4 protein-coding genes and 1 pseudogene are annotated in these 5,043 nt (G+C 41.2%); 3 read left to right on the top strand and 2 right to left on the bottom strand.

Translation table 11 applies throughout. The annotated features are described in order from the left end of the window. Positions 1–13 precede the first annotated feature (13 nt). The gene (locus LC574_RS26130; RefSeq protein WP_229456442.1) at positions 14–229 is read right to left on the bottom strand and encodes a hypothetical protein; all 216 of its coding nucleotides are present in this window, start codon (positions 227–229) and stop codon (positions 14–16) included. A gap of 156 nt (positions 230–385) precedes the next feature. Then, positions 386–1,627 carry an aminoglycoside phosphotransferase family protein gene (locus tag LC574_RS26125; RefSeq protein ID WP_229456441.1) on the bottom strand — a complete coding sequence of 414 codons (1,242 nt, stop codon included), beginning with the start codon at positions 1,625–1,627 and terminating at the stop codon, positions 386–388. Between the two features lie 551 nt (positions 1,628–2,178). Between LC574_RS26125 and LC574_RS26120 the strand changes: the two genes are divergently transcribed. From LC574_RS26120 to LC574_RS26110, 3 genes and pseudogenes are all read left to right on the top strand, one after another. After that, the gene (locus tag LC574_RS26120) at positions 2,179–2,799 is read left to right on the top strand and encodes a 2OG-Fe(II) oxygenase (protein WP_229456440.1); all 621 of its coding nucleotides are present in this window, start codon (positions 2,179–2,181) and stop codon (positions 2,797–2,799) included. Then, positions 2,789–2,872, top strand: a pseudogene (locus LC574_RS26115) (CRISPR-associated endoribonuclease Cas6); the annotation flags it as partial. The gene LC574_RS26120 and the pseudogene LC574_RS26115, both read left to right, overlap by 11 nt. Positions 2,873–3,112: 240 nt before the next feature. Beyond that, positions 3,113–4,732, top strand: coding sequence for a glycosyltransferase family 39 protein (locus LC574_RS26110; RefSeq protein WP_229456439.1), 1,620 nt, complete (start codon positions 3,113–3,115; stop codon positions 4,730–4,732). Positions 4,733–5,043 lie beyond the last annotated feature (311 nt).

Here is a 5,043-nt window from a genome sequence, read left to right as displayed (position 1 = left end):
AGTCGGCACCAAGCTAATTGTCATTCATTTTTCCAGAATGATTGGCTTGTAGTGAGTTAGCGCGGTCTTGGGGGTTTCCCCCATGAGCGACTAACGAACCCTTTGGGTAAGCGGCTCCAGCACTGCTGTAAGTTATAAATGGATAAATACAAAAATTAGACTCAATCTGGATATTCTTAGCAATGTCAAATAGAGAAGTTAGCGGTTGATTGATAGAGTAATTTAGCATTAATCCATTTATAACTTACAGCATTTTTCAGGTATTTAGACCACAGATGAGACGGGGAGTAGGGAGTGGTGTAGTTCAATTACTTGAAAAGCGCTGTAAACTGATAACTGTTTACTGTTCACTGTTCACTGATTTAAATTGTTCTGCTCCCTACCATTAACAACCGCGAAGCCGAGTTTTTTCGTAATAAATGCGAAGTAACTGCTGCTCTTTTACAGGTTGAGAAAGTTTATGGATTTTTGCCACAGGATTGAGAATTTCTGACTCTGATATCCCAAAAATTATCAGTACAGCTTGCTGCGGCATAGTAAGTAAACTTTTAGCCACTTGGAGCATACAGATGTCAGCATTATTAAAGGATTTCCGGCAGGTAATCATATCCTGAATTTGACGAATCAGTGCTAGCCCCGCAAACTGCATAACTCGCACAATAAAGTCATTGCGGTATTCCAAAATCATTGGGAAAGCATTTAGATAAGCCCTAATTAGGGCAATGATTGAAGGTTGTAAACTCTCCAACGGTGTCAATGCTAGATGTAGAGATTCTTCTAACTCAATGGTAGGATCTACTACGAGACTCTTGAGCCAAATTCCTAAATAGCTTGCTAGTAAAGTACCTAAATCAAAAGCTGGATCTCCCCAAGAACAAGCTTCCCAATCAATTAGTCGGATTAGGCAATTGTCTAGTTTCTCCCACTTGGAATGAACTAAAATGTTGTTCAATTTCAGGTCGTTGTGAGTCAAGCAGCAAGGATTCCAGGTGTAAGCCAAATCTGCGATCGCAGATTCCAAACTCTCCGACTGCTGGTATAGTAGATAGAATTTCAGCGCATCCGTGGGAACCGTTCCAAAAATCTCCGGCCCAATTGACTCTACCCCTTGCGCCGGATTGTAAAAGCCATAGCGAAACTCTCCTTGGGGAGCAGTTGCCATAAAATCCCTATATTCTCGGCGGTTATAGGTTGCGCGATGCAGTCCCGCTAAAGTAGTACCGATCGCAGTGGCAATTTCTTGTGGAAAAATATCATTGTTGTGGTAGAATGTCGCAAGCTCCAGATAATCACCTAAGTAGTTGCGGACAAGGATAGAATTTTCTTGGTCAAAATGCACTACCAATGGTGCGATGGCGGAAATATTTCCGAGAACTGGAAACTGCTGGAGCAACTGATGAAATAGCCACTCCTGAAACAATTCATGGGGCGCGGCGTCTTTGTTGTTAACGTTACGTTCTTGTTTAATGAGCAGTTGACGATTATCTGCTAGAGTCACTAGTAAATCGAAATTGTTCTTACTACTTCCTGGCAACTCAGATTTATCTGATACGTCATCTTCTGAGCTACACAGCCTTGCTTCTTGCAGATACTGGATAACGTTATGAGAAGACAGTGATAATACCATGTATTATTTCCTACTTCATTAAATTACTTAAACTTGTACTTAGCAGTTGTCGGTAGATAGTGAATAACAATAGAGATTTGTACAATCTACTAATATCCCATATTTGGGAGAAAAACCTGCCAATATTGCACCAATTCCTTTACAATAGCTTTAGAATTCGCTCTTAGATACCGTGGATCTTTACACTTGACCAGCATAGTTAGTTAGATACATCTAGAGCAAGTTTTGTGGTAGAAGCTCATTGATGTAGCTGCATCAAAAGGCTTGGTGGCGCAGAAGCATCCCAGCAAAAAACTGATTGACGGCAGATGTTGTTTGATGTTCAGTAGTCATCCTAAAAACAGCGAAGCATTTCAGTAATCCTTCGTGGTAGGAAGCATGGCATTCAACGCTATTATTTTTATTTATCACCCCAAAGTTAAATAAACCGGAATTTTTAAGCAATTAGTAATTATTTTTTTGTTTAATTTTCCGAATTGATGTCTGGAAACCTTGTTATTACGTCATTTGTCTTACTTACGTATTATAAATATATTTCTCTCACATCCATCGTGAAACACTATCAACAACAATCCAACGCATTCCCCAGCGATTACCTAAACAACTTGTGGGGAGAAATCCAAGCTTGTCCTTACTTTGCTATCAACAACCTCAACCGCGATTTTGTCGCCACTAAAGGATTTTCTGTAGTGTTTCAGCGTTCTGGATTACCAAAAGTAGAACAGCAGTTTCCCTACTTCAAACCTTACCTAGATTTGGCTCTCCAGCCTAACTGTAATGCTTTTTACCTCAATCCTTTACAACTCAAAGAAGGCTCCCGCGTCGATCCGCATATTGATCGCTCCCTGCGTTCCTACTCCAAAACCATTGAACCGCCTGCGGTTGTCAGTGTCCTTTATGTGCGCGTACCTGCGGATATGGAAGGGGGAGAACTGGTATTGCGATCGCACAAGCGCCAACTTGGGCAAATTAAGCCCCAAATTAATACTTTAGTTTACTTTCAAGGTGATTTAACCCATTCAGTTAACGCTGTCAAAACCCCAGGAAATCGCTTAAGTTTAGTTTGTGAACAGTATAGTTTGAGTGAAGCTGAACTTCAGGAAATCCCTGAGTTTACTGTAGAGTCAAGAAGCACTCAGTCTACAACCAAAAAGAGAAAATATGCCTCATAGTTTAGTGTTGAATTTGCTACCTCAATCGCCCATTCCATCACAGCATCTCACAGGTAGACATCTCAACGCACTTTAGCTATTAGCAATTAATAAATAATTTATCATCTGTATTATTTTTATCATTTATTGGCTAAAATGTTATCTAAATAACCAATATAAAATTTTCAAAAAATAGCGCTAATTAGAGAAACTTGAGTTAATCTTGGAAACTAGCAATTGTTAATAACATACGTTGTTACTGGATGACAACATTGGAGATTCGCTAGATGTCTCTATGTAATCAAACCAGAAAGTAAAATGATTAACATAGAATATGCAAGAAGGAAGCTTTATTTGGAGCCATCTAGAAAAACAGCATCGCACGGTTGGCAAATGGATTGATTGGGTATGGCTAATAGTATTGCTGTTGGCAGCAGTGTTACTGTTTAGCATCAATCTGGGAGGATTGCCGTTGCGAGATTGGGATGAAGGGACTGTGGCACAGGTTGCTCGTGAAATTTGGCACGCACCAGCAGGTTCAATGCGTTGGCTTTACCCAACGTTAGGAGGTGAACCATATCATAACAAGCCGCCTTTGATGCATTTGCTAATTGCTTGGGCTTATTCTCTAGGAGGCGAAAATGAGTTGACAACGCGCCTGCCTGGAGCAATTTTAACAGCGACATCTGTACCTTTACTGTATTGCATTGCTAGAGAGATATTTCGCCAACGTTGGGCTGCTATTTATAGCGCCTTGATTTATTTAACAATGCTACCTGTGGTGCGTCATGGGCGGTTGGCAATGTTGGATGGGGCGATGGTAAGTTTTTTGATGGTGATGATGTTGTGCGTGTTGCGATCGCGCCGGGATTTACGTTATTGCCTTGGTGTTGGTATTAGTTTTGGGCTGATTTGCCTGACTCAAGGATTGCTAGGTGTATTACTAGGTGCGATTGCGATCGTATTTCTGTTTTGGGATACGCCACGACTGCTCACTTGTTACTATCTGTGGATAGCAATCTTAATTGGCATTCTGCCTGTAGCTGCTTGGTATGCTGCCCAACTAGTTGAATATGGTTACACTTTTGCCCAAGTTGGGCTTGTAAACCCATCACTAGGCCGAATTGGCTCATTTGTAGAGGGTAATTCTGAACCACCTTGGTACTATGTTATTGAACTTCTCAAGTACACATGGCCGTGGCTATTATTCTTACCGCAAACTATCCGCTTAACCTGGGAAAACCGCAACCTTAGTTGGGCAAAACTAGTAATGGCGTGGAGTGGTGTTTATCTGCTGGTAATTTCTTTCATGATTACCAAAGTTCCCTGGTATTTATTCCCGATTTACCCTAGTTTAGCTTTAGCTTTTGGTATCGAATTATCAGATACAGAAAATTCGCCTTTACTTTCATCTTATCCCCGTGCTTGGGTTGCTGGTTTGGCGATACTTGCTGTAGCCGCTTCTGCTGGTAGTATTTATTTCAGTTGGGGTACAACACCGAAAACAGACTTACAACTGATTTTTGCAGCAGTAGCTTTAACTATGACCTTAGCAGCTATTTTGGCAGAACGAGGAGACGGGCAATTTCTGAAGATTTTGTTTTGGGGAAGTTATATTTCGTTGCTACTGTTAATGAAATCTAACTACTGGGTTTGGGAATTATCTGAAGCTTATCCAGTTAAACCAGTCGCCGCGATGATCGTGCGGGCAAATCCAGCTACGAGGAAAATTTACACATCTTTTCCCTATCATCGTCCCTCGTTGGATTTTTATAGCGATCGCACCATCATTCCCGCTTCTATTGGCGAACTGGAATATTATTGGCACTACAACGGGCAACCCTACTTTCTACTTCATGCATCTGCTTTCAACAATCTCCAACTAGAGTCGATAAAGCTAGTTGACCAAGCTGAAGGCTGGAAGTTAGTTACAAAAGATACTAATCGGCTTTAAGTTTAGGGCATTGAAAAGAGGCACCCTCATCTGGATTCAAGTCAATGCCCTAGTGCATTTAAAGAGTTAGTGAATCAGGTACTTGTTTAGGACTACCTACCCTAACAAGAAGTCGCAGCAGGTTGGTCATCAATGTTAACCCAATAGCGTGTACACTGTGCTAAAGACGAGGATCGTCTACAGGTGGATGCCAGCCTCCTTGTATCCATAACTGCCTAGATTCTTGGATAAATCCTTGGTTGTGAAATTCATCATTGATATCTAGTCGATGACAAGTTGCTCGACCTGTAGCACTTTTGCCAATGATCTTT

It is taken from the genome of Nostoc sp. CHAB 5715, assembly GCF_020829685.1.
Classification (GTDB): domain Bacteria; phylum Cyanobacteriota; class Cyanobacteriia; order Cyanobacteriales; family Nostocaceae; genus Nostoc.
Note: the sequence above shows the minus strand (reverse complement) of the source record. Positions and strands in the feature narration are given on the sequence as shown.